This is a genomic window from Uruburuella suis (assembly GCF_022870845.1).
GTDB classification, from domain to species: Bacteria; Pseudomonadota; Gammaproteobacteria; order Burkholderiales; family Neisseriaceae; genus Neisseria; species Neisseria suis.
In genome coordinates this window covers 2,117,817-2,140,017 of record NZ_CP091507.1, presented here as the reverse complement: position 1 = coordinate 2,140,017, position 22,201 = coordinate 2,117,817, and the positions used below count along the sequence as shown (strand labels likewise).

Genomic DNA, 22,201 nt, shown 5'->3' with positions numbered 1-22,201 from the left:
TAATCTAAACCCGTTCGCCGGCCATGAAAAGCGGCCGGCTGATGCATACCAAAGGAAAACCGATGAAACTGAAAACCGTATTTTTAGCCGCCGCTCTCGCGTTGGCTGCCAATGCCCACGCCGCTTTGGTGGAAGGGCAGGATTACACTGTGCTGCCCAAGCCGATTCCTCAAGCTCAGGCCGATAAAATCGAAGTGCTGGAGTTTTTCGGCTATTTCTGCGTGCATTGCTACCATCTTGATCCGATTTTGCTCAAGCACGCCCAATCTTTCCCCGCCGACACTTATCTGCGCACCGAGCATGTGGTGTGGCAGCCGGAAATGCTGGGCTTGGCGCGCGTGGCCGCAGCCGTGAATCAATCGGGCTTGAAATATCAGGCTAATTCGGCGGTGTTCCAAGCCGTGTATGAGCAGAAAATCAATTTGGCCGATACAGCCACTTTCAAGCAATGGGCGGCGCAGCAAAAAAGCTTTGACGGCCAAAAACTGATTGCCGCTTATGATTCGTTCAGCAACCAGGCGCAAGCCAAGAAAATGGAAGAGCTGACCAACACCTATCAAATCAGCGGCACGCCCACGGTGATTGTGGGCGGCAAATATCAGGTGAAATTCACCGGCGATTGGAATGCCGGCATGAAAACCATCGATGAATTGGCTGCCAAAGTGCGCAGCGAGCGCGGCATGAAAGCGCCGGCTGCCAAACCCGCAGCCGCCGCACTGAAAAGCAAAGGTGCTGCGCTGGCCAAAACGGCCAATAAATAAGCAGTTGCATTTTCAGGCAGCCTTTCGGGCTGCCTGAATTTTTACGCCCTGCGGCCGTCTCAACCGGCCGGTATCGGCATGTGAACTTGATTTCAACCATCCGGAAAAGAGCAAAAATGAACCAACCGAAAATCATCTTTTTTGATATAGACGACACGCTTTACCGCAAAAGCACCGACACGCTGCGCCCCTCGGTTTTGCAGGCGATGCGCGCGCTCAAGGCCAAAGGCATCCTCACCGCCATCGCCACCGGCCGCACCCCGGCCGCCCTGCCTGCCAAGGTGCAGCAATTGATTGCAGAAGCCGAAATGGATTTGCTGGTGATGATCAACGGCCAATATATCCGCTATCAGGGCGAAGTGTTGCAAAAGCACCCGCTCAAGCAGACGCAAATCGCCGATATGCAGGTTTTTTTCGAAGAGCACAATATTCCTTATGCGTTTGTATCGGAGCAGACTATCGCCGTGTCGGAGCGGTTGCCGTGGGTGGAAGTGGTATTGGCTGAAATTCTGCCCGAGCATCCGATTGATAAAGATTATTTTAAAAAGCACGAAGTGTATCAAATGCTGGGCTTTTACCCGCAGCAGCAAGATGATTTGGTGGCGGCAAGAGCGCAGCAATCGGGCTTGAAAACCATACGCTGGCATGAGCAGTCGGTGGATATGCTGGATGAGCAAGGCTCGAAAGCGCGCGGCATTGCCACCGCCATTGCCCGGCTCGGCATCGATATGAAAGACGTGATGGCTTTTGGCGACGGCCTGAACGACATCGAAATGATGCAAACAGTGGGCTTCGGCGTGGGCATGGGCAACGGCCGCCCCGAATTGAAAGCCGTGGTGGATTATATCTGCCCCACGGTGGAAGAAGACGGCGTGTTCAACGGCCTCAAAGCCTTGGGTGTGATTGATTGAGCGCTTAAACAATCGCAAGCAATAAAGCTGTTTAAAAGGCCGTCTGAAAAGTTTTCAGACGGCCTTTTTTCAGACGGCCTTAATCATGTGTACACACAATCCGCGCTCATCGGCATTGGCCAAATCCAGCCGCAAGCCGTGCAAATCGGCGATGCGTTCGACAATTGAGAGCCCCAAGCCGCTGCCTTGTTGGCTTTGACCGGGCGGGCGGTAGAAGCGCTCGCGGATGCGCGGCAGATGTTCGGCGGCAATGCCGGGGCCTTCATCGCACACGCTAAGGCCGTTGGCATCAAGTGTAAGGGTAACATGGCTGTTGGGCGGGCTGTAGCGGATGGCGTTGTCGAGCAAATTGCGCAGCATCAATTGCAGCAGCACCTCATTGCCCAGCGGCGGAAAAACCTGCCCGAAACCGCATGCGCATTCGAGCTTGAGCTGCACCCGTTTTTCACGCGCTTGCAGGTTGACGCTTTGCAGCGCCTGATGCCCGATGCGCTGCCAATCTATCGGCTGCGCATCGGGCAGCGCCTGCATGGGATCGAGGCGGGCGAGTGTGAGCAGCTGCTCGGTGAGACGGTTGGCGCGGTCTATGCTTTCATGGATGTTGCCCAGATGGTGTTGCTGCTCGGCTTCATCGCTGCTCATGGCCAGCACTTCGGCCTGTACTTTCAGCGCTGCGAGCGGGCTGCGCAATTCGTGGGCGGCATCGGCGGTGAAGCGCTGCTCGCGCGCAAGGCTTTCGGCCACGCGTGCGAGCAGCGCGTTGAGCGATTGCACCAGCGGCAAGGTTTCAGCCGGCACTTGCTCCGACACGGGTTGCAGGCTTTGGGCGTTGCGCGCGGCAAGTTCGCCGGCCAAAAGATCGAGTGGCATCAGGCCGCGACGGATGCCGCGGGCAATCAGCCACAACAATAAGGGCAGCGATAAAAAGGTGAATGCAAACTGCACCCACAAAGCATTGGTGAGGGTGGAGAGCCGCTCTTTCAAGCGCTGCGACACGGCCACGGTGCGGCCGCTGTGTTCATCGTGCAGATAAAGGTAGCGCCAGGCGCTGCCCTGCCATGCGGCTCGGTTGTTGTGAAAGCCTGAGGCCGTCTGAAAGGGAATTTCCCGGCCATAGCGATCGGCCAAGAGCAGTGTGCCGTGTTTATCCCAAATGGCAAAGCCGTTGTTGCTGCTCTCGGCTCCACCGACCGGCGGCAAATCGGCCGTGCTGCCGGCGGCAGCCTGTGGCACTTGCATCAGCGAGCGGGCAAGCTGGTTCATTTGGCTGTCGGCGATTTCGTTGATTTCGTGCAGCGCCACCGCGGCGCTGGCCAAAGCAGTGGCCAGCCACAAAGCCAATAAGCCGCCGCTCAGATAGGCGAGCAGGCGGCGACGGATGCTGGTGGTGGCGTGTAGAGCGTTTTTCATACCAAGCCTGAAAAATACAATGGATTAGATTTAAATTATTGATTCGGCAATTAAATATTGAACATTTTCAGATGCCGGCAAACAAGCCATTGGCTTGTTGCCCTCTCCCACGGGAGAGGGAACAGGTTTCTGCTGCGGGTAAGAGGATGTGAATATTTAATAATTAATTGCCGCATCTATAGATTGCTTTTTTGAATTGGTAAATTGGTATTAGATTGGGCTTCAGGGCGCTTCTCCGATTTGATAGCCCAGGCCGCGGCGGGTTTGGATAAAGCTGCTGCCGATTTTTTTGCGCAAATGGTGGATGTGCACTTCTACGGCATTGCTTTCCACTTCCTGATCCCAACCGTAGAGTTTGTCTTCGATTTGGGCGCGGCTGTGGATGTGTTTGGGCTGGCCGAGCAATAATTCCAACAGCATGTATTCGCGCTGCGTGAGGATAAGCGGCTCGCCTTGCAGCGTGGCGGTTTTGGCAGCGGTGTCGAGCGTGAGCGTGCCGTAGCGGATGGCGGCATCGGCGCGCCCTTGGCTGCGGCGGATGAGGGCGAGCAGGCGTGCGGCCACTTCATCGAGCGCAAAGGGCTTGCACAAATAATCGTCGGCACCGCCGTTGAGCCCGGCGAGCCGGTCGGGCAGGGCGTCTCGGGCGGTGAGTATCAACACTGGTGTGCTCTGCCGCTGTTGGCGCCAATAAGCCAGAATGTCCATGCCGTCGATTTGCGGCAAACCCAAATCGAGCACCACCGCATCATATGGTGCGGCGCTGAGGGCATCGCGGCCGCGTTGGCCGTTTTTAAACCAATCCACGGCAAAACCGTGTTTGATGAGGCCGTGGTAGAGGCCGTCGCCGATATGGGGGTCGTCTTCAATCAGTAAAATGCGCATGATGGCCACACTATAGCATTCAAAAAACTGCCTGCGTATCACAAAGACGGGCAGGCAGAAGAATTTATTTTGGGAAGGAATACAGCCTGTGTGCTGTGAAACGATTACACCATATGCCGCTTAAGCGAATCTTAACCGATATCGGGCAGGTCGTTTAAACGGATATTGAAACAAATAAAAATCTTTCAGACGGCCTGCTTTCTAACTTATTGAAAATGTGTATATATTATAAAAATTCAAATTATCTGAAAATCATTGCTCCGCTTTAAGCTCGGCTTAATCTTGGCGGCACATAATCCGCGCCTGATTAACTGAATTATTACGGGCAGGGTTTATGCGTATCCGTTTAACCGGCAACAGGGCGGTGTTGCTGTTTTGTATTTATGCGGTGCTGGTGTTCAACATCGGCTTTTGGCAGGCGGTTTGGCAAAAAAGCCTGTCGGCGGCAGGGCATGATTGGCTGCTCTTGGCCACCATGCCGCTGTTTGTGCTGGCCGCGATGAATTTTGTGATGCAGCTTTTGTTTTGGCCCAAAGTGCACCGGGTGTTGATACCGTTGCTCTTGGTGCTCAGCGCGGGCGCATCTTATGCGGTGATGACGCAAAACATCTATTTCAATTCCGATATGATTCAAAACCTGCTGCAAACCAATAAAGCGGAAGCCACGGCTTGGTTGCAGGTGAAATTTATCGGTTGGGTGCTGCTCACCGGTGTGCTGCCGGCAGTGTGGTATGCGCGCTGCGTTACCATCAGCCGCGCCTCAACTTGGTATAAAGGCTTGGGCTGGCGCGGGCTGAGCATGCTGGCTTCTGTGTTGGTGGTGGCAGCGGTGGCGGTGGTGGGCTATCAAAACTATGCTTCGTTTTTCCGCAACAATAAAGGCATCAACCACCAAATCGTGCCAACCAACTTTATCGGTGCCAGCGCGAAAACGGTATACAACATTTATGACGCCAGCCGCCCGTTTGAGCACATCGCCACCGATGCCAAGCGCGATGCACCGGTGCATGAGCGCAAACGCCTGTTGGTGCTGGTGGTGGGGGAAACCACACGCGCACAAAACTGGGGGCTCAATCCCGGTGCGCCGGATACCACGCCCGAGCTTAAAAAAATGGACGACGTGATTAATTATCCCAACGTATCCTCATGCGGCACCGCCACCGCCATTTCCGTGCCGTGCATGTTTTCCCAAATGAGCCGCAGCGATTACAACGGCAACCGCGCCAGTCATCAAGAAGGCTTGCTGGATGTGTTGCAGCGCGTGGGGCTTTACACCAGCTGGCGTGAAAACGACGGCGGCTGCAAAGGCGTGTGCGACCGCATCAAGCATATTGATGTGCGCGAATTGGCTGAAAAAAGCCAATGCGGCAGTGAGGGCTGCTTGGATATGGTGTTGCTCAACGGGTTGGCGCAGGAAATTCAGGCAATGCCGAACGACGGCGTGATTGTGCTGCACACCATGGGCAGCCACGGCCCCGCTTATTATCAGCGCTACACCGATGATTTGCGCAAATTCACGTCCACATGCGACACCAATCAAATTCAAGATTGCAACCAAGAAGCCTTGCGCAACACTTATAACAACACCGTTCTCTACATCGACCACATGCTGGCGGCCACCATCAACCTTTTGCGCCAACAGGAAAATACCGACACCGCCTTGTGGTATGTGTCCGACCACGGTGAATCGCTGGGCGAAAACGGCATGTATCTGCACGCCGCGCCCTATGCGGTGGCACCGAAAGAGCAAACCCATGTGCCGATGATTTTTTGGGCAAGTGAAAATTGGTACCGCCACACAGGCGTATCCGCCGCCTGCATGAAGCAGTCTGCCGACAAAGCTTATTCGCACGATAATTGGTTTCATTCTGTGCTCGGCATCAACGATGTGCACACCCAAGCCTATCAACGCGATTTGGATATTTTTGCGGTTTGCAGAAGCTGATTGGCAATAAACCAAAGGCCGTCTGAAAACATAAGGTAAGTGTTCAGACGGCCTTGATTTTGACTTAAATCATTAAAATAGAAATAAATAAATTTTACAGAAATGCGCTACAAAGTATTTATTCTATTGTATATTTCGGGGTGAAGCCGCAAATGTAGCGTGTTGTAATCGAAGTTGCTGCCGGCAGATTGATATAAAGTGGCGCAACAGAATGATATAATAAGAAAATCGTTTCTCTCTCGGAAAATAAAGGATAAATTATGGCTAATGTATTGGTTGTACCCGTTTCCACCAAAGCCGACGGTTGGGCCGTTACCCAAGCTGTGGCCGCCGCGTTGCCCGATTCTGCGGTGTTTCGCGCATTCGATGAAGCGGGCGAGGCTGAAAAGCTGGTGTGCGCCGGCAAAAGCGATGATTGGCTCGATTCGCTGGTAACCTGCGTGGCCGCCTTGAAAGCCGCCAATGTGGTGATTAAAGGCGCCAAGCCCGACCCCGAGCGCGTGCTGCTTTCCACCAAAAATCTGGATGTGGCCTTATCGTTTGATGCCAGCGTGGTGTTTGCCATGCAAACCGACACCGACGATGTGGAGCACGTCACCAACCGCCTGAACCTGGCCAAGCAAGCCTATATCCATTCACCGGGCACCGCCGTGGGCTTTGTGCTCGACGGCGGCGATGCCGGCGCGGGTGCCGCCATTGCCGAGAAAACCGGCCTCGTGTATTTCGGCTCCAGCCAAAAAATCATCAACACCGATTTGCTGCTGAAAAAACCCGGCGGCCGCATGTCGCCGGCGCAATTCCGTGTGAATATGATGGATGCCGCACGCAAAGGCAACAAACGCATCGTGCTGCCAGAGGGCGCCGAGCCGCGCACCGTGCAGGCCGCCGCAATCTGCCACGAAAAAGGCATTGCCCGCTGCGTGTTGCTGGCACCGCGCGCCGAAGTGGAAGCCGTGGCTAAAGAACGTCACATTACCTTGCCCGATTCGCTGGAAATCATCGATCCGGCCGATTTGATCGAAAAATACGTCGGCCCGATGTGCGAATTGCGCAAGAGCAAAGGCCTCACGCCCGATCAGGCGCGCGAGCAGCTGCAAGACACCGTGGTGCTGGGCACCATGATGATGGCGCAAAACGATGTCGACGGCTTGGTGTCCGGCGCGGTGCACACCACCGCCAACACCATCCGCCCGGCTTTGCAATTAATCAAAACCGCACCGGGCGCGAGCTTGGTGTCGAGCGTGTTTTTCATGTTGCTGCCCAACCAAGTGCTGGTGTATGGTGATTGCGCTGTTAACCCCGAGCCCACCGCCGAGCAGCTGGCCGATATCGCCATTCAATCGGCCGATTCGGCCAAAGCCTTCGGCATCGAGCCGAAAGTGGCGATGATTTCTTATTCCACCGGCACTTCGGGCAGCGGCCCGGCGGTGGAAAAAGTGGCCGAAGCCACCGCGCTGGTGCAGCAAAAACGCCCGGATCTGGCTGTGGACGGCCCCTTGCAATACGATGCGGCCACCGTGCCCAGCGTGGGCAAATCCAAAGCGCCCGACAGCAAAGTGGCCGGCCAGGCCACCGTGTTGGTGTTCCCCGATTTGAACACCGGCAACTGCACCTATAAAGCCGTGCAGCGCAATGCCAACGTGTTGAGCGTGGGTCCGATGCTGCAAGGCTTGCGCAAGCCGGTGAACGATTTGTCGCGCGGCGCACTGGTGGATGATATTGTGTACACCATCGCGCTTACCGCCATTCAGGCTGTGCAAATGGCCGAGTAAGCGGCAGGCTCTATCAAAGGCCGTCTGAAACAAAGGTTTCAGACGGCCTTTTTGATGTGCAGGTTGGGTGAGGCCGCCAAGATGGTCATTCAAAGCCTGTATTCCACTGCTTGATGTTATAGTGGAATTAAAGAAAAACGATAGTGAAATCAATGAAAAACCGATAAAAAAATAAGACATCTAAAATCATGTCTATAGTGAAATGCAAGAAAAGTGATACAAAACCACGCACTATAACGGAGTGGTTTGAGTTGTCAAACCTAACGTTTCAGACGGCTTGTGGATTTGTTGGGTTTATAACCCAACCTACCCGCCGTATCACTTTTTTATGCATTCTACTGTCTCCGCAATCTGTATCAAATTTTCATTCATTCCAATATAAACAACAGGCCGTCTGAAAGCTTTCAGACGGCCTGTTTCAAAGATATGAGCGGGATTCAAGCGGTGCGGCGTGCGGCAAAAGGGCTGCCGGCCAAAATTTGCGGCAGCGCCGAAGCATCGGCAACCACATGCGCACCGGCAGCGCGCATGCTGTAGATGGCATTGAGCGTGCTTTTGGGTGTGTAGCCGCGGCAAGCGCCCAAATTCACAATCACCTGCCAAGTTTTGATGCGGCACAATTGTTCTACGGTTTTGCGCACGGCATGCTCGGTGGTGAGGCCGCCGACAATGATTGTGTGGGTGTGGTGGCTGTGCAACCATTGCACCAAACCGTTGCTCACATGCTCGCAAGTATCGTGAAAGCAGGCGCCGTGCAAAATGCTGTCGGTTTCGATGCTGTAGTCGTAATCGGCGGGGTTGGGCAGGCCGCTGAGCAGGCCGTTGCTTTGGCAATGCTGCACATATTGGCCGAAATGGCTGTCGCTTTCCTGCAAAAAGCGTGGGGTGTCGTGGCGCTGGAAAAAGCTGCTGCAAAAATCGTGCAGATGATTATCGGGCTGGCTTTCCACCAGCACGCGCTTGTCGGCAAAAGTGCTTTGGTAGTTGAGCTCGGGCACAATTTCATGCGGATGGTGCACGCATTGCTTGTCGTTGGCGGCAAAGCAGCTGAATTTACATTGGGGATGGATGTCCAGGGCAATAATACTCATAAAATTCTCCTAACCGTAGCGGCCTGATGGGTGCACTGCACGAACCAACACAATGAAGCTCGATAATCGGTTTATATTTCTGATGAGCGGTATGCTATCAAGACAAATGGTTTTTTACTAATGAGTAATTTAAATCTCAATGTAAATATTGCTTAATTATAACTATAATTATAGTGAATATTTCTTATTGCTGGTTTGCTTGGCCGACAACAAGCTCAAATCCAACCCAAAGTGTTGGCAAACACAATCAAAATGGCCACCGGCGCCAAATAGCGCAGCGCCGTGTGCCACATGCGGGCAAGCCATGCGGGCGTGTTGCTGCCGCTGTGCATATGCTCGAGCACCGTCGGGCGCGGCTGCACCCAGCCGACAAACAGCGCGATGCATAGCGCGCCTATCGGCATAATCCAAGCCGTAATTAAATAATCCCATAAGTCGAACAGCGTTTTGCCGAACACGGTTACCTCTTGCCACACACCAAACGACAATGCCGAAGGAATGCCGACAATAAAAATCGCCAGCCCCACCTGCCAAGTGATGCGGGCACGTTTTTCTTCTTTATTGTGAATCGCCGCCGCAATCACGGTTTCCAGCATGGCAAAGGCCGAGGTGAGCGTGGCAAACAGCACCAGCAGCATAAACACGGCAAACAGAAAATTGCCGAACGCAATATGCTGAAACACCGCCGGCAACACCACAAAAATCAAGCCCGGCCCCTGATCGGGCTGATAGCCGAAGGCAAACACCGCCGGAAAAATCACCAAACCGGCCAGCAGGGAAACCAGCAGATTGAGCCACATCACGCTGTTGGCCGAGCGGAACACATCTTGTTCCCGCCCCAAATAAGCGGCATAAGTAATCATGGCCGACACGCCGATGCTCAACGCGAAAAAAGATTGCCCCAGCGCAATCAGCATGGTGTGGGCATTCAGATAGCGCCAATCCGGCTGCAACAAAAATGCCAAGCCGGCATCGGCACCAGGCAGCGTGAGCGAACGGGCGGCCAGCAGCAGAAAAATCACAAACAAAGCCGGCATCAGATATTTGCTGGCTTTTTCAATACCCTCTGAAATGCCGTTGCGCACCACGGCCACCGTGATCAGCATAAACAACGCCTGATAAGCGAGCGCATGCAGCGGGTTGGCAATGGTTTGGGCAAACAGTGCAGAAAAATCGGTATCCGGGCGCACCGTGCCGCCAAACGCATGCACCACATAAGCCAACACCCAGCCGCCGACCACGCTGTAGAACGACAATAAGATAAAGCAGGCGGCCACGCCCATGCGCCCCACCCACGGCCACAAGCTGTCGGGGGCCAGCGTTTTAAACGCATCCACCGCATTTTTGCCGCTTTTGCGGCCGATATAGAATTCTGCCAGCAGCACCGGCAGGCCGATTAACACGGTAAACAGCAAAAACAGCAGGAAAAACACCGCCCCGCCGTTGGTGCCGGCCGTGTAGGGAAATTTCCAAATAGCGCCCAAGCCGATGGCGGAGCCTGCGGCAGAGAGGATGAAGCCGATTTTAGAAGACCACGATGCGGATTTTTTCATAAGATGATGTTTAACAAGAAAAGCCAAAAATAAAAGGCCGCTGCAGGCGGCCGGATAATACAAGATTTGAGTGCTTGCAAAGCAAGAAGCGGATTGTAACAAACCGGCCGGCTGAAGGGTGGGATTATTTGAGCCGGTTTGCGCAAAAGAAAAAGAAAATCCGCGATTTATGAAAAATTTAATACTAATTTAAATTTATTTAAGCAGATAAAATTATAGAGTTGGATTTGTAAATGATATTGTGCGCTTTTTATATTCAATTTATTGAAATGAAATCGCGTTGTGAGCGTGGCAGCCTGCTTGAAAGGTGTTTGCTCGCATCCGCTTTTCAGACGGCCTTGTCTCTCTCTTTATTTGTGATACAATAAGCGCCTTTGCAGCAAGCAAGGGCCTGTAGCTCAGGGGTTAGAGCAGGGGACTCATAATCCCTTGGTCGTCGGTTCGAAACCGACCGGGCCCACCATCAAACCGCGTAACGATTGGCGTTCACGCGGATTTTTTATTTTTGTCGCCGCTTTTCTATGCTATCCATTCGAAAAAATAAGATATAGTGAAATGCAAGAAAAAGTGACACAAAACTGCATTTTGCAACGGCGTAGATTGGGTTGCCAAACCCAACGTTTCAGACGGCTTGTGGATTTGTTGGGTTTTCAATCCAACCTACCCGCCGTATCACTTTTTTATGCATTCCACTATAACAAGGCGGCGAGCCGAAGACAGTGCACTTAGTACGGCTAGGCGAGCCAACGCAGTTAGGTTGTTCTTTCGAATGGGTATGAACTGCGCAAAATAAGAAAAGGCCGTCTGAAAGAAATTTTCAGACGGCCTTGATGCTTACACGTTTTTCAAAAAGAACTTACTGCTTGTTTTCTTCGCTGTCAAGGAAGCTTTTCAGGCGGTCGCTGCGGGTGGGGTGACGCAGCTTACGCAGGGCTTTGGCTTCGATTTGGCGGATGCGCTCGCGGGTAACGTCGAATTGTTTGCCCACTTCTTCCAGCGTGTGGTCGGTGTTCATGTCGATGCCGAAACGCATGCGCAACACTTTGGCTTCGCGCGGGGTGAGGCTTTCGAGCACGTCTTTGGTGACTTCGCGCAGGCTGGAATACATGGCCGCTTCGGCGGGGGCAACGTTGTTGATGTCTTCGATAAAGTCGCCCAAGTGCGAATCGTCGTCGTCGCCGATGGGGGTTTCCATCGAAATCGGCTCTTTGGCGATTTTCATGATTTTGCGGATTTTGTCTTCCGGCATTTCCATCAGCTCGGCCAGCTTGGCAGAATCAGGCTCTTCGCCGGTTTCTTGCAGGTATTGGCGCGAGATACGGTTCATTTTGTTGATGGTTTCAATCATGTGCACCGGAATGCGGATGGTGCGCGCCTGGTCGGCAATCGAGCGGGTGATGGCTTGGCGTATCCACCAGGTGGCGTAGGTGGAAAATTTATAGCCGCGGCGGTATTCGAATTTATCCACCGCTTTCATCAGGCCGATGTTGCCCTCTTGAATCAAATCAAGAAATTGCAGGCCGCGGTTGGTGTATTTTTTGGCGATTGAAATCACCAAGCGCAAGTTGGCCTGAATCATTTCCTGCTTGGCCGCAGCGGTTTCTTTTTCGCTGATGACCATGTTTTTATTGATGTCTTTGAGCTCTTCGATGGAAATTTTCGCTTCTTTTTCCATTTCGGCCAATTCGGTTTGTTTCTCGATAATGGCGTGGCGGAAGCGGCTCAGCGCATTGCTCCACACGCGGCCTTTGGCCACTTCTTCTTCCACCCATTGCAGGTTGGTGGCTTGGCTTAAGAAGCTGTTGATGAAGTAGTCGCGATCCATGTGCACATGGTTGAGGCAGATGTCGCGGATTTCGCGCTCCAGCTTGCGGATGTTGTCAACGCGTGCGCGCAGGCTGCTGCTGAGGCTTTCAATCTGGCGGGTGGCAAAGCGCACTTCGAGCAGCTTGGCGGCGATAGCGTCGCGGTATTCGAGATAAGATGCGTGTTTGCTGTCGTGCTTGGTGAGCGCGGCCACCATTTTGTTGTAATCTTGCTCGATGGTGCGGAAATGCTCGAGGGTTTTTTGCTTCAGCTCTTCCAAATTGGCTGAGGAAATGGCCTCTGCATCGGCTTCTTCGTCGGTTTCTTCATCACTGTCGGCATCTTCATCGTTCTCGGCAACTTCGGCGCTCTCGGCCGGTGCGCTGCTTTCGAGATGCCCTAAGCCCAATTCATTGAGCAGCACTTCGTTGGGGTCGATAATGGCTTCCACCACTTCGTCGACTTTGATTTCATCAGCGCGGATGCGCTCGATCAGCGCCAAAATTTCGGCCACGGAGCCGGGGCAGGCGGAAATGGCCTGCACCATGTTTTTCAGCGCGTTTTCGATTTTTTTGGCGATGATGATTTCGTCTTCGCGGGTGAGCAGATCAACCTGCCCCATTTCGCGCATATACATGCGCACGGGGTCGGTGGTGCGGCCGAATTCGCTGTCGGCGCTGGAGAGTGCGGCTTCGGCTTCGGCCACGGCATCGTCATCGGTCATGTTGGCGGTGTTGTCGCCCATGAGGATGTCTTCTGCATCGGGGGTGTGCTCGGTGACTTGGATGCCGAGGCCGGAAATCATGGTGACGATGTTGTCGATTTGATCGGCGTCCGACATGTCGTCGGGCAGGGCATCGTTGATTTCGGCGTAGGTGATGTAGCCGCGCTCTTTGCCCATGATGATGAGCTGGCGCAAACGGGCGCGCTGCTCTTCGAGGGTGAGCGGGCGGTTGTCGTCTTGTTCTTCGTTGTCGTTTTGGTTGGGAAGTTGGCTCATAAATGTCTCGAATAGTCAAACGGTTGCAGGGTAATGCGCTCGGGCATCTTTAGTCGATGCCGTCTGAACGAAACATATTGGGGTTGTTCTGCGGTGGGTGCAAGACGACGCGCGGTGCAGCAATTGGTATGGGTTTCTGTTCAGACGGCCTGTTTTAAAGCTTGGCAGCCGGCATTAATAAGGCCAGCAGCAGTTTTTTTTCGTTTTCATTCAAGCCGTTTTGACGGCTTTTTTGTTTCAGTGTTTCGATTTGGGCGTATTTTAACTCATTCAACAGCTTTTGCATGCCCATTTTGAAGCTCTCGCAATCTTCTTCGCTGCTGCTTTCCAGCTCGTCGGACGAGGCGAGCGCCTGCCGGAAAATGTGGTTGAGCGTGGCTTCGTGCTCGCTGCCGCGCATGTGCTCTAAAATCTGTGCGCTGCTGAGCGGTGCAGGGCGGCTGTGTATCAGCTCGGCCACGTTGGCCAGGCAGGCCATGTCGCCCGATAAAGGCAGATATTCCGGTAGCGCTATATATGCTGCCCAAGCGGGATTTATCAAGAGGCTGCGGATTTGTTTTTGCACCAGCGTGGGCATTTGCGGCTGCCTGGCCGTGCCCTGCGGCAGCTGGTAGCTTTTTTGCTTGATGTGGCGTTTGGGTGCTTCTTGGCCGAGCAGCTGGGCGAGGTTGGCCGGGTCGATGCCCACCAATTCACTCAGTTGCTGTTTCAGCAAAAAGCCCAATGCGGGGGCGCTGATTTGCGCCAGCAGCGGGGCGCTGGTTTTGACCAATTCGGCTTTGCCCTCGTGGGTGTTTAAATCGAGGCCGTCTGAAAGGCCGTCCCAAAAATAGGCCGACAAAGGCTTGCTTTGGTTGAGCAGCGCATCTTCGAATTGGGCTTTGCCGTGGGCGCGGATGTAGCTGTCGGGGTCGTGCGCTTCGGGCAGAAACAGAAAATGCAGCGATTTGTCGTCTTTCAGCTGCGGCAGTGCGTTTTCGAGGGCGCGCCAGGCGGCTTTGCGGCCGGCCCGGTCGCCGTCGAAACAGAAATAAATGCTGTCGGTTTGGCGCATCAAGAGCTTGATGTGGTCGGCGGTGGTGGCGGTGCCTAAGGCGGCCACGCCGTAGCCGAGGCCGAATTGCGCCAAGGCCACCACGTCCATATAGCCTTCCACCACCAAAATGCGGCCGGCTTCTTTGATGGCGGCGCGGCCTTCGTGCAGGCCGTAGAGGTTGCGGCCTTTGTCGAACAGCGGCGTTTCGGGTGAATTGAGATACTTGGGCTCGCCTTTGTCGAGCACACGCCCGCCGAAGCCGATTACCTGGCCGCGCGGGTTGCGGATGGGAAACATGATGCGGTCGCGGAAGCGGTCGTAATGTTTGCCGTCTTTTTCAATCACCATGCCGCTTTCTACCAATGCGGTGTTGGGATAGGGCTGGAATATTTGCGCCAATGGCTGCCAGCCGTCGGGCGAATAGCCCAAGCCGTAATGCTCGATGATTTCGGGCGATAACCCGCGCTGGCTCAAATAAGCCTGCGCCCGCGCATCCTGTTTCAGACGGCCTGCATAAAATACGGCGGCCGCTTCGGTGGTTTCTTCCAGCGTTTGCTGCTTTTTCTTGCGCGCTTGGCGCACTTCGGGTGCTTCTTCGCGCCCGCGTGTTTTCGGCACGGCCATGCCGATGCGGTCGGCCAGATATTGCACCGCTTCGGTAAAGCTTAAGCCTTGGTATTCCATGATAAAACCGATGGCGCTGCCGTGTGCGCCGCAGCCGAAGCAGTGGTAAAACTGCTTGTGCGGGCTCACGGAAAACGAGGCGCTTTTTTCTTTGTGAAACGGGCAGCAAGCCATATAGTTGGCGCCGCCTTTTTTCAGCGGCACATGCTCGTCGATGATGTCGACGATATCGACTTTGGCGAGCAGCTCGTCTATAAATTCGGATGGAATCATGGTGGTGTTTGGGTTTCAGACGGCCTGAAGGGTTGGCAAAATTGGTGCTTCTTGCGTTTGCGCAGCTGTGTGGGCAGGATTTTGAAGGCGGTAGAGAGTGATGTGTGCAGGCCGTCTGAAAACAAAACGGGCGTATTTTGAATGCATCTCAACACACGGTAAAATGTCCGCTGCTTTGCTCGAGCGCTTTCAGACGGCCTGTGGCTTATGCGCTCAATGCGGCTTTCAAATGTTTATTCACTTCGCCCATATCGGCTTTTCCTGCCAGTCGGGTTTTCAACACACCCATCACTTTGCCCATGTCGGCCATGCCGGCGGCGCCGGTGGCGGCCACGGCGGCGGCCACTTCGGCTTCGATTTCGGCGGCGGAGAGCATTTGCGGCATATAACGGTTTAACACTTCGATTTCGGCATGCTCTTTATCGGCCAAGTCTTGGCGGCCGGCGTCGGCATAAATTTGGGCGGAATCTTTGCGTTGCTTCACCATTTTGGTGAGAATAGACACCACTTTGGCATCATCGGCTTCGGTGCGCTCGTCCACTTCAAATTGTTTGATGGCGGCGTTTACCAGGCGGATGGTGGATAAAGTGGCGCTGTCTTTGGCGCGCATGGCGGTTTTCATGTCTTCGGTGAGTCGGGCTTTGAGGGTCATGGTGTGCTCTTTGGAAGGGTTGGAAGGTATGCCGGCAAACAGATGGTGGTGTTTGGCGGAATATAAAGCCGCTTTTGTGTGGGATTGAAAAATAACCGATATTTCGTGTGACAAACCACTTTGAAAAAACTCGTGCGTTGCGCTTGCTGATTATCTTGTTTTGAAAACCGGGTAAAACAGCTTTAATCTACTAGGGCGTCCTGACAATTACTTGTCATAAAGGCAGCCATAGCATAATACAAGCTAAAGCAACTACGCTTTCATAATGCCTTTTCAAACGATCGTAACGGGTGGCAACCGCACGAAAATGTTTCAATTTTTCAAAGGCATTCTCTACCAAATGCCTCGCTTTATACAAATACCAATCCATACACACATTCAGACGCTCCCTGTCTTTTTTATAAGGAATATTCGGCCTGATGCCCATATCGGCAAGCAACTGCCTGAAAGCGTCAGAGTCATAACCTTTGTCGGCAGTCAGCACTTCGGTTGAGGATAAATCTACGCTATCCAGCAATTCCGGTGCCGCAGTAATGTCATTAACCGTTCCCGATGTGACCTTGAAACCTACAGGGTTTCCACAGGCATCGACAGCCAAATGAATTTTAGTGCTATTGCCACCACGGCTGTGGCCGACAGCGGCTGCCTCTCCAACAGTTGCCGCTGCATGTTGGTGGACTTTGACATAGCTGCCGTCAATAAATACCCATTCCATATCGGGGAATTCGGTCAAGGCATTGAGTATGCTTTGAAAAATCCCTTTCTCCGACCATCTATGGAAGAGGCGCAACAGGGAATTGCCTTTACCGAAAAACGGCGGGATGTCTTCCCACGGTATGCCGGTTCTGATGCGGTAAAGTATGCCTTCTATTTTGAGGCGCAGATTTTTCTTGTGGTAAACGCCTAAATCGAGCAGAATGTTTAACAGCTTTGACCAGTATTCATCTTTGAGTAGTGTTCGAGGCATGGCAGATAAGTATGTTTTGTTTGGCGACAAAAATTTTAACTTATCTGCCTTTCTTTTATCTGATTATTTTTATGACAAGTAATTGTCAGGACGCCCTAGGGTCTGTTCACATTTCATCACGCGGCAATCTTTTGGCTCAAAAACGCGCCTGCTGCGTTGAAAATGCTCGCAAGGTATTCAACCTTGCTGTGCTTTTCGCCTTGCAAACGCGCTTTTGCGCTCAAAATCTTACGCACGGATGAAATGTGAACAGCCCCTAAGCCGGCCTGATTGCTTTTCAAATCATCCGTCCGCAGCGTGTTTGTTTCAGACGGGGCAATAAAGGGTTTCAGACGGCCTTCAAGCTTATTTATGTTCATGCAAAAGCATTTAAATTTAAAATTCGAGTGCCGGCGCAAAGGCGGATTCAGCTTTTCAGCAACCGCCGCCAGTTTGGATTTCGGAACGGGTTTACTCTGTTGGAAATGGCAAAACACCGCAGGGCAGAGCCTTGCGGTGCGTGCTTCAATCATGGCAAGCCGTGATTAATACATTTTCGGCGGCAGCTGTTGGCTGCGCAGACGTTTTTGCAGGCGTTTGGAGGCAGCGGCTTTTTTGCGTTTGCGCTCGGTGGTCGGCTTTTCGTAAGCTTCACGGGCGCGCAATTCGGTGAGCAGGCCGGTTTTTTCTACGGCGCGCTTGAAACGGCGCATGGCAACTTCAAAGGGTTCGTTTTCTTTTACGCGTACAGCAGGCATGTTGTTTCCTTACAATTATCGGGGTGGGGCTGTCTGTTTCAGACGGCCTGTAAATAGTTTAGTGTGTATCGCTGGTTGCTGCAAGAGCCTGGCGGGATACGCGCCGTGATGATAAACATCACCTCCTAACAATGGCTGCGCATATGAGCGGAGCCGAAACACAAATCAGCCGGTAGCCGGCTGACGGGTAATTTTAGAATTATGCGGCTTGCTGTTTTGTTTGTCAAGAAAGGCTGCAAAAGAGGCTGCTTGGATGTGGTGTGTTTCAGACGGCCTTTTATATCAAAGCCAATAAAGATAGTGGCACGCTTTGCTTTAAAGTAGGGCAAAGCGAAACAATGCTGCGCCGGTTTAAATCGTGCCACGATAAAATATCAATTGCGGGTAACGCGGCGCACTTGCGGAATAGCATGCAGGGCGCGCACGATTTCGTTGAGTTGGTCGAGATTTTTGGTTTTGATGAAAAACTTGAATTCGATAAAGCCCTCGGTGCCGGCCTGTTTTTGCGAAGGGGTTTCCACTGATTCGATGTCGGCATTGGCTTCGGAAATGGCGCCGGCCATGGCGGCCAAAAGGCCGTGGGCATCACGCGCGCCCACGGTGATTTGGGTGCGGTAGCTGCGGTCTTGGATATCGTCCCAGCTGGCATCGAGCTGCTGCTCGGGGTCGGCTTTGAGCACGTTGGGGCAGGTGTCGCGGTGGATAATCATGCCCTGATCTTTGATGAGCACAGCGCGGATGCTGTCGCCGGGAATGGGGTTGCAGCATTGCGCCAGGTGCACACGGCCGGTTTCGTTGCCGTTGATTTTGATCGGGCTCAGTTTCACTGCATCGCCGAAATGCTCGCCGGCCAAGTTGGCAATGTGCATGGCAACAGACACGGGCAGGGTGTGGCCCATGCCGACGTTGTAGAGCACATCTTCGAATGTGGTTTGCTTGTTGTTGAGATCGGCGAGGTATTTTTCTTTGAGGCCGTCTGAAAGCAATACGTTTTGCGGCAGCAGGCTGGCCAGCGCTTTTTGCAGCAGGTTTTCGCCCAACACAATCGCGTCTTCGCGGTTCATGTTTTTGATATAGTTGCGAATGGCGCTGCGGGCGCGGCTGGATACGGCGAAATTAAGCCAGGTAACGTTGGGCTTGGCATGCTCGGAGGTGATGATTTCCACCGAGTCGCCGGTTTTGAGCTTGGTGCGCAGGGGCATCATGGTGTTGTTGATGCGCGCGGCCACGGTGCGGTTGCCGATATCGGTGTGCACGGCGTAGGCAAAATCGATGGGGGTGGCACCATCGGGCAGCACCAGAATTTTGCCTTTGGGGGTGAGGATATACACTTCGTCGGGGAATAAATCGACTTTGACATGCTCGAGAAATTCCATGGCGTTGGCGCTGCGGGCCTGCAAATCAAGAATATTTTGCAGCCATTGGTTGGTGCGCAATGTGGCTTGGTCGACGGTGTTTTCGCCGGATTTGTAAATCCAGTGGCCGGCCACGCCGCCTTCGGCCACGGCATCCATTTCGCGGGTGCGTATCTGCACCTCGATCGGCAGGCCGTAGGGGCCGACCAAAGTGGTGTGCAGGCTTTGGTAGCCGTTGCTTTTGGGGATGGCGATATAGTCTTTGATGCGGCCGGGCTTGGGCTGGTAGAGGTTGTGCAGCGCACCCAATGCGGCGTAGCAGGCGGGCACGTTGTTGACAATCACGCGAAAGCCGTAGATGTCCATCACTTCGGCAAAGCGCAGGTTTTTGGCCTGCATTTTTTGGTGGATGCTGTAGAGGTTTTTTTCGCGCCCTTTGATTTTGGCTTCGATATTGGCGCTCACAAGCCGCTGGCTGAAGGCGCGCAGCACTTTGCCGACCACGTCGCGGCGGTTGCGGCGGCTGGCTTTCATGGCTTTTTGCAGGGTTTCGTAGCGGCGCGGGTGCAGGTTTTGGAAAGACAAATCCTGCAATTCTTGATAAGCGTTGTTCAGACCAATGCGGTTGGCGATTTGGGCGTAGATTTCCAATGTTTCTTGGGCGATGCGGCGGCGTTTTTCCGGACGCATCGAGCCTAAGGTGCGCATATTGTGCAGGCGGTCGGAGAGCTTGATCACAATCACGCGGATGTCTTTGGTCATGGCCAAAATCAGCTTGCGGAAGCTCTCGGCCTGATGCTCGGCCTGATCGTTGTATTCGAGTTTTTCCAGCTTGGAGAGGCCGTCGACCATTTCGGCGATGGTTTCGCCGAATTCGGCGGCCATTTCGATTTTGGTGATGCCTGTGTCTTCCAGCACATCATGCATCACGCCCGCGCACAAGCCTTGCACATCCATGTGCCAGGCCGCCAATTGGGTGGCTACGGCCATGGGATGGGTGATGTAGGGTTCGCCGCTTTTGCGGGTTTGGCCGTTGTGGGCGTGAAAAGCGTAGGCGCAGGCTTTTTCAAGCTCGGCCTGCTCATCGGCATTCAGATAGGCGGCGGCGCGAAAAAGCAGCTCGCGCGCTTCAGCGGTGAGCGGATCGTAGGGTGCGGTGGGCGCGGGTGCGGGTGCGGGCATTCAGACGGCCTTGGGCTGCGTTACTTGCTGCGGGTGAGAATTTCAACACCGACTTGGCCGGCGGCAATTTCGCGCAGGGCGGTAACGGTGGGTTTGTTGTGGCGGATGTCGTCAACCAGCGGCGTGGTGCCGTTTTCGAGCTGGCGCGCGCGGCGTGCAGCGGTGAGGGTGAGGTCGAAATGGTTGGGGATTCTGCCGATGCAGTCTTCTACGGTGATGCGTGCCATGTGATTTTCTTTCTTAAAAATAAAGGGAATGGATGTATTGTCGCTAATTTTCAGGAATTTTCCAATAGCTGCTCGATAAATAATTGCTGCGACGATTGCTTTAATCTATAAGATTTGATGATGTGCAGCAGGTCGATTTCGGCGGCAACGAGGTCTTCGTTGACCACGACATAATCGAATAAAAAGGCTTGCTCGATTTCGTGGCGCGCTTTGCTCAGGCGCTTGGCAATGACTTCGTCGCTGTCGGTGGCGCGCCCGCGCAGGCGCTCGGCCAATATTTCAAATGAGGGCGGCAGGATGAAAATGCTGCAGGCTTCGGGGAGGCTGCGGCGCACTTGCTCTGCGCCTTGGATGTCGATTTCGAGAATCACGTCAAAACCTTGCTCGCGCAGGATATTCACGCCCTCGATGCTGGTGCCGTAATAATTGTCAAACACGCGGGCGTGCTCGAGAAAAGCGCTCTCGCCTACCAGGGTTTGGAAGCGGGCGGGGTCGACAAAGTAATAATGTTGGCCGTGTGTTTCGCCCGGACGCGGGGCGCGGGTGGTGTGCGACACCGACACGCGGATATCGGGATGGTTGTTGAGCAGGCGGGAAACCAAGGTGGTTTTGCCGGTGCCGGAGGCGGCGGAAACGATAAAAACATTGCCTTTTCTGGGCGTGTGCATGGCTGGGCGCTCGGTGGTCGGATTTATTGTTGCCCAATTATGCCACAGCCGCTTGCGTGGCGACAACGGGCGGTTTGGCGCGGCGGGAAAGTTTGCTACAATTATAAGCTGGCATCCGGCGCTTTATGCTGCCGGCACTCATGGATAGATTGTGTAAGGAAAGCGCGATGTTGTTTCACCCCGAAGTGATGGATTTGGCGGCGATGGCCGATAAAATACGCAAAGTGCCGGATTGGCCGAAAGAGGGCATTTTGTTTCATGATATTACGCCGGTTTTGCAAAGCCCGGAATATTTCCGGCTGCTGGTGGATTTGCTGGTATACCGCTATATGGGGCAGGAAATCGATGTGGTGGCGGGGCTGGATGCGCGCGGTTTTATTATCGGCGCGGCGCTGGCTTACCAGCTGAATGTGGGCTTTGTGCCCATCCGCAAAAAAGGCAAGCTGCCGTTTGATACGGTGTCGCAAAATTATGCGCTCGAATATGGCGAGGCCACGGTGGAAATCCATACCGATGCGATTCAAAAAGGCGCGCGCGTGTTGTTGGTGGATGATTTGGTGGCCACCGGCGGCACCATGCTGGCGGGCGTGGAGCTGATCCGAAAGCTCGGCGGTGATGTGGTGGAAGCGGCGGCGATTTTGGAATTCACCGATTTGCCGGGCGGGCGTAATTTGCGCGGCAAAGGCGTGCCTTTGTTTACCTTGTTTCAAAACGATGGCACGATGCCCTCGGAAATATAATGGATGATGGTGTTGATTAAAATGAATAAACCATCATGATTTTAAGATGCAAAGAGGCCGTCTGAAAGCTTTCAGACGGCCTCTTTGCTGATGTGTGCGCTGTTTATCTTATTCTGCGGGTTTGTTTTCTTCTTGAGTGGAAGCAGGTTGCTGCGCGGGCGCATCGGCGGCCTCGGTTGCATCGGCGGCCGGTGCGGCTTTGGCAGCGGCTTGGCGCTCGGCTTGTGCTGCCTGGGCTTGCTGCATCGAGGGGTGTTGTTGGGCGATGGCCTGCTCTTCGGGGGTGACTTCGCCTTTGAAGCGGTTGTTTAAATCAAAGCGTTTGCCGCCGCGGGCAAGTGCTTTCAGATAGCGGGGGCGGCGGCAATGGTTGGCGAGCACGCGGGCGATCAGGGTGGGGTCGAATTGGGGCAGGGCGGTGATTAAATCTTGGTCTATGCCCACGGCCAAAGGCTTGAAGCGCTTGAACACATCGTATTTATTGTAGATGTGGTCTGCAATCATATCGGTTTGCTTTTTCTTGCTCATGGTTTGCACGGCGGATTTCAGCGCGGCGCCCAGGGCGGTTTCTTGTGTCATTTTGTGTATCCTGTTGATAACCGGCCG

Annotated in this window: 19 protein-coding genes and 1 tRNA gene; 6 read left to right on the top strand and 14 right to left on the bottom strand. The window is 53.8% G+C overall.

Going from position 1 to position 22,201, the window contains the following annotated elements:
- Positions 1–62 precede the first annotated feature (62 nt).
- Both LVJ78_RS09695 and LVJ78_RS09690 read left to right on the top strand, forming a co-directional pair.
- Positions 63–761 carry a thiol:disulfide interchange protein DsbA/DsbL gene (locus tag LVJ78_RS09695; RefSeq protein ID WP_132953935.1) on the top strand — a complete coding sequence of 233 codons (699 nt, stop codon included), beginning with the start codon at positions 63–65 and terminating at the stop codon, positions 759–761.
- 116 nt (positions 762–877) lie between these two features.
- Positions 878–1,672, top strand: coding sequence for a Cof-type HAD-IIB family hydrolase (locus tag LVJ78_RS09690; protein ID WP_132953936.1), 795 nt, complete (start codon positions 878–880; stop codon positions 1,670–1,672).
- Between the two features lie 69 nt (positions 1,673–1,741).
- Here LVJ78_RS09690 and LVJ78_RS09685 read toward each other — a convergent pair whose 3' ends face one another.
- Both LVJ78_RS09685 and LVJ78_RS09680 read right to left on the bottom strand, forming a co-directional pair.
- A complete protein-coding gene (locus tag LVJ78_RS09685; RefSeq protein ID WP_132953937.1) occupies positions 1,742–3,082 on the bottom strand; it encodes an ATP-binding protein in 1,341 nt (446 codons plus the stop codon).
- Positions 3,083–3,304: 222 nt separating this feature from the next.
- Positions 3,305–3,967, bottom strand: a complete 663-nt coding sequence (locus LVJ78_RS09680; RefSeq protein WP_132953938.1) for a response regulator — start codon at positions 3,965–3,967, stop codon at positions 3,305–3,307.
- A gap of 334 nt (positions 3,968–4,301) precedes the next feature.
- On the opposite strand from LVJ78_RS09680, the gene LVJ78_RS09675 reads away from it, so the two are divergent.
- Positions 4,302–5,912: a phosphoethanolamine transferase gene (locus tag LVJ78_RS09675; protein WP_132953939.1), complete on the top strand. Its 1,611-nt coding sequence runs from the start codon at positions 4,302–4,304 to the stop codon at positions 5,910–5,912.
- Positions 5,913–6,172: 260 nt separating this feature from the next.
- Positions 6,173–7,684 carry a phosphate acetyltransferase gene (gene pta / locus LVJ78_RS09670; RefSeq protein ID WP_132953940.1) on the top strand — a complete coding sequence of 504 codons (1,512 nt, stop codon included), beginning with the start codon at positions 6,173–6,175 and terminating at the stop codon, positions 7,682–7,684.
- Between the two features lie 437 nt (positions 7,685–8,121).
- Here pta and LVJ78_RS09665 read toward each other — a convergent pair whose 3' ends face one another.
- Entirely contained in the window at positions 8,122–8,775 is a 654-nt protein-coding gene (locus LVJ78_RS09665) for a cysteine hydrolase family protein (protein ID WP_132953941.1), read from the bottom strand.
- A 215-nt stretch (positions 8,776–8,990) separates the two neighbouring features.
- Positions 8,991–10,328 (bottom strand): sodium-dependent transporter, encoded by a 1,338-nt coding sequence (locus LVJ78_RS09660; protein WP_132953942.1) that lies wholly within the window; start codon positions 10,326–10,328, stop codon positions 8,991–8,993.
- 387 nt (positions 10,329–10,715) lie between these two features.
- Here LVJ78_RS09660 and LVJ78_RS09655 point away from each other — a divergent pair.
- Positions 10,716–10,791, top strand: a tRNA-Ile gene (locus tag LVJ78_RS09655).
- 393 nt (positions 10,792–11,184) lie between these two features.
- Here LVJ78_RS09655 and rpoD read toward each other — a convergent pair.
- The 9 genes from rpoD to gmk form a co-directional block, all read right to left on the bottom strand.
- Positions 11,185–13,134: an RNA polymerase sigma factor RpoD gene (gene rpoD / locus LVJ78_RS09650; RefSeq protein ID WP_132953943.1), complete on the bottom strand. Its 1,950-nt coding sequence runs from the start codon at positions 13,132–13,134 to the stop codon at positions 11,185–11,187.
- Positions 13,135–13,288: 154 nt separating this feature from the next.
- Positions 13,289–15,067, bottom strand: coding sequence for a DNA primase (gene dnaG, locus LVJ78_RS09645; RefSeq protein ID WP_132953944.1), 1,779 nt, complete (start codon positions 15,065–15,067; stop codon positions 13,289–13,291).
- A gap of 205 nt (positions 15,068–15,272) precedes the next feature.
- On the bottom strand, positions 15,273–15,719 hold the full coding sequence (locus LVJ78_RS09640) for a GatB/YqeY domain-containing protein (RefSeq protein ID WP_165870917.1): 447 nt from the start codon (positions 15,717–15,719) through the stop codon (positions 15,273–15,275).
- 214 nt (positions 15,720–15,933) lie between these two features.
- Positions 15,934–16,686: an IS5 family transposase gene (locus LVJ78_RS09635; RefSeq protein ID WP_244802559.1), complete on the bottom strand. Its 753-nt coding sequence runs from the start codon at positions 16,684–16,686 to the stop codon at positions 15,934–15,936.
- A 116-nt stretch (positions 16,687–16,802) separates the two neighbouring features.
- Entirely contained in the window at positions 16,803–17,198 is a 396-nt protein-coding gene (locus LVJ78_RS09630; protein WP_132954163.1) for a hypothetical protein, read from the bottom strand.
- Positions 17,199–17,210: 12 nt separating this feature from the next.
- A complete protein-coding gene (gene rpsU, locus LVJ78_RS09625) occupies positions 17,211–17,423 on the bottom strand; it encodes a 30S ribosomal protein S21 (RefSeq protein ID WP_132954162.1) in 213 nt (70 codons plus the stop codon).
- A gap of 374 nt (positions 17,424–17,797) precedes the next feature.
- Complete coding sequence (locus tag LVJ78_RS09620; RefSeq protein ID WP_132954161.1) at positions 17,798–19,960, bottom strand: RelA/SpoT family protein; 2,163 nt, start codon at positions 19,958–19,960, stop codon at positions 17,798–17,800.
- 20 nt (positions 19,961–19,980) lie between these two features.
- On the bottom strand, positions 19,981–20,187 hold the full coding sequence (gene rpoZ, locus LVJ78_RS09615) for a DNA-directed RNA polymerase subunit omega (protein ID WP_132954160.1): 207 nt from the start codon (positions 20,185–20,187) through the stop codon (positions 19,981–19,983).
- A 50-nt stretch (positions 20,188–20,237) separates the two neighbouring features.
- Positions 20,238–20,855, bottom strand: coding sequence for a guanylate kinase (gmk, locus tag LVJ78_RS09610; RefSeq protein ID WP_132954159.1), 618 nt, complete (start codon positions 20,853–20,855; stop codon positions 20,238–20,240).
- 167 nt (positions 20,856–21,022) lie between these two features.
- Between gmk and LVJ78_RS09605 the strand changes: the two genes are divergently transcribed.
- Entirely contained in the window at positions 21,023–21,595 is a 573-nt protein-coding gene (locus LVJ78_RS09605; protein WP_132954158.1) for an adenine phosphoribosyltransferase, read from the top strand.
- Positions 21,596–21,703: 108 nt separating this feature from the next.
- Here LVJ78_RS09605 and LVJ78_RS09600 read toward each other — a convergent pair whose 3' ends face one another.
- Positions 21,704–22,174, bottom strand: coding sequence for a ProQ/FINO family protein (locus LVJ78_RS09600; protein WP_132954157.1), 471 nt, complete (start codon positions 22,172–22,174; stop codon positions 21,704–21,706).
- Positions 22,175–22,201 lie beyond the last annotated feature (27 nt).

What these genes read in the sequence shown, in the direction of transcription:
- LVJ78_RS09695 (WP_132953935.1), top strand. Translation starts at nt 63, where the DNA reads ATGAAACTGAAAACCGTATTTTTAGCCGCCGCTCTCGCGTTGGCTGCC.
- LVJ78_RS09690 (WP_132953936.1), top strand. Translation starts at nt 878, where the DNA reads ATGAACCAACCGAAAATCATCTTTTTTGATATAGACGACACGCTTTAC.
- LVJ78_RS09685 (WP_132953937.1), bottom strand. Translation starts at nt 3,082, where the DNA reads ATGAAAAACGCTCTACACGCCACCACCAGCATCCGTCGCCGCCTGCTC.
- LVJ78_RS09680 (WP_132953938.1), bottom strand. Translation starts at nt 3,967, where the DNA reads ATGCGCATTTTACTGATTGAAGACGACCCCCATATCGGCGACGGCCTC.
- LVJ78_RS09675 (WP_132953939.1), top strand. Translation starts at nt 4,302, where the DNA reads ATGCGTATCCGTTTAACCGGCAACAGGGCGGTGTTGCTGTTTTGTATT.
- pta (WP_132953940.1), top strand. Translation starts at nt 6,173, where the DNA reads ATGGCTAATGTATTGGTTGTACCCGTTTCCACCAAAGCCGACGGTTGG.
- LVJ78_RS09665 (WP_132953941.1), bottom strand. Translation starts at nt 8,775, where the DNA reads ATGAGTATTATTGCCCTGGACATCCATCCCCAATGTAAATTCAGCTGC.
- LVJ78_RS09660 (WP_132953942.1), bottom strand. Translation starts at nt 10,328, where the DNA reads ATGAAAAAATCCGCATCGTGGTCTTCTAAAATCGGCTTCATCCTCTCT.
- rpoD (WP_132953943.1), bottom strand. Translation starts at nt 13,134, where the DNA reads ATGAGCCAACTTCCCAACCAAAACGACAACGAAGAACAAGACGACAAC.
- dnaG (WP_132953944.1), bottom strand. Translation starts at nt 15,067, where the DNA reads ATGATTCCATCCGAATTTATAGACGAGCTGCTCGCCAAAGTCGATATC.
- LVJ78_RS09640 (WP_165870917.1), bottom strand. Translation starts at nt 15,719, where the DNA reads ATGACCCTCAAAGCCCGACTCACCGAAGACATGAAAACCGCCATGCGC.
- LVJ78_RS09635 (WP_244802559.1), bottom strand. Translation starts at nt 16,686, where the DNA reads ATGCCTCGAACACTACTCAAAGATGAATACTGGTCAAAGCTGTTAAAC.
- LVJ78_RS09630 (WP_132954163.1), bottom strand. Translation starts at nt 17,198, where the DNA reads ATGATTGAAGCACGCACCGCAAGGCTCTGCCCTGCGGTGTTTTGCCAT.
- rpsU (WP_132954162.1), bottom strand. Translation starts at nt 17,423, where the DNA reads ATGCCTGCTGTACGCGTAAAAGAAAACGAACCCTTTGAAGTTGCCATG.
- LVJ78_RS09620 (WP_132954161.1), bottom strand. Translation starts at nt 19,960, where the DNA reads ATGCCCGCACCCGCACCCGCGCCCACCGCACCCTACGATCCGCTCACC.
- rpoZ (WP_132954160.1), bottom strand. Translation starts at nt 20,187, where the DNA reads ATGGCACGCATCACCGTAGAAGACTGCATCGGCAGAATCCCCAACCAT.
- gmk (WP_132954159.1), bottom strand. Translation starts at nt 20,855, where the DNA reads ATGCACACGCCCAGAAAAGGCAATGTTTTTATCGTTTCCGCCGCCTCC.
- LVJ78_RS09605 (WP_132954158.1), top strand. Translation starts at nt 21,023, where the DNA reads ATGTTGTTTCACCCCGAAGTGATGGATTTGGCGGCGATGGCCGATAAA.
- LVJ78_RS09600 (WP_132954157.1), bottom strand. Translation starts at nt 22,174, where the DNA reads ATGACACAAGAAACCGCCCTGGGCGCCGCGCTGAAATCCGCCGTGCAA.